At 27.4% G+C, this 825-nt stretch carries 2 pseudogenes; both read right to left on the reverse strand.

Annotated elements, in window-relative coordinates:
* Positions 1-71 (reverse strand): annotated as a pseudogene (locus tag IDG64_RS14320) (IS6 family transposase); the annotation flags it as partial.
* A gap of 56 nt (positions 72-127) precedes the next feature.
* Positions 128-206 (reverse strand): annotated as a pseudogene (locus tag IDG64_RS14325) (IS6 family transposase); the annotation flags it as partial.
* Between the last annotated feature and the right edge of the window lie 619 nt (positions 207-825).

An 825-nucleotide genomic window follows, 5' to 3' on the forward strand; every position in this document is an offset into this window, starting at 1 on the left:
TATCTTAGATAGTAGCCAACGGCTACAGTGATAACATCCTTGTTAAATTGTTTATATCTGAAATAGTTCATACAGAAGACTCCTTTTTGTTAAAATTATACTATAAATTCAACTTTGCAACAGAACCACTCAATGCATATCTTAGATAGTAGCCAACGGCTACAGTGATAACATCCTTGTTAAATTGTATATCTGAAATAGTTCATACAGAAGACTCCTTTTTGTTAAAATTATATTATAAATTCAACTTTGCAACAGAACCAAATTTTTCATAATAATTCCTCCATTTTCTATAAATTTATTACATATAAAGTAATAACATAATAAAAAAAGGGGAAATAATTAAAAATGAAAAAAATAAATTAAAAAAGTATAATTTATTATTAAATATTTGTTTGATATCATTGAGCGTGTATTCAATAATTTTTATCGCTATTTTTCATATTCCATATGGCAAAACTATTTTCTTTGCTATTTATTTTATTATAATTATCTGTTTCTTCTTTATAGATAAAAAAATCGAAAAAGATAATAAAAAAGAAAATAAAGATGACTAGGCTATACAAACTAACTACCTATAAGGGATAAATTATGTCCCGGACTCTTTACCTGTAATTGATATATCGTATTTAGATGTTACATACAATATGCGTGCACACAGTATGCTTGCATATTGTATGCACGCATACAGGTCATAGGGATTTTGTTATAATTGGAGAGCACTTCCGTGCAGAAAGGAGGTGCCACATCTAATGATTGTCGTTCTGTTTGTTATGAAGTATATCGTATGTCCAATTATTGTTGGGCGTGTTCTTTATTTATTAA

This window comes from Staphylococcus sp. EG-SA-15 (genome assembly GCF_017151895.1).
Lineage (GTDB): Bacteria > Bacillota > Bacilli > Staphylococcales > Staphylococcaceae > Staphylococcus > Staphylococcus aureus.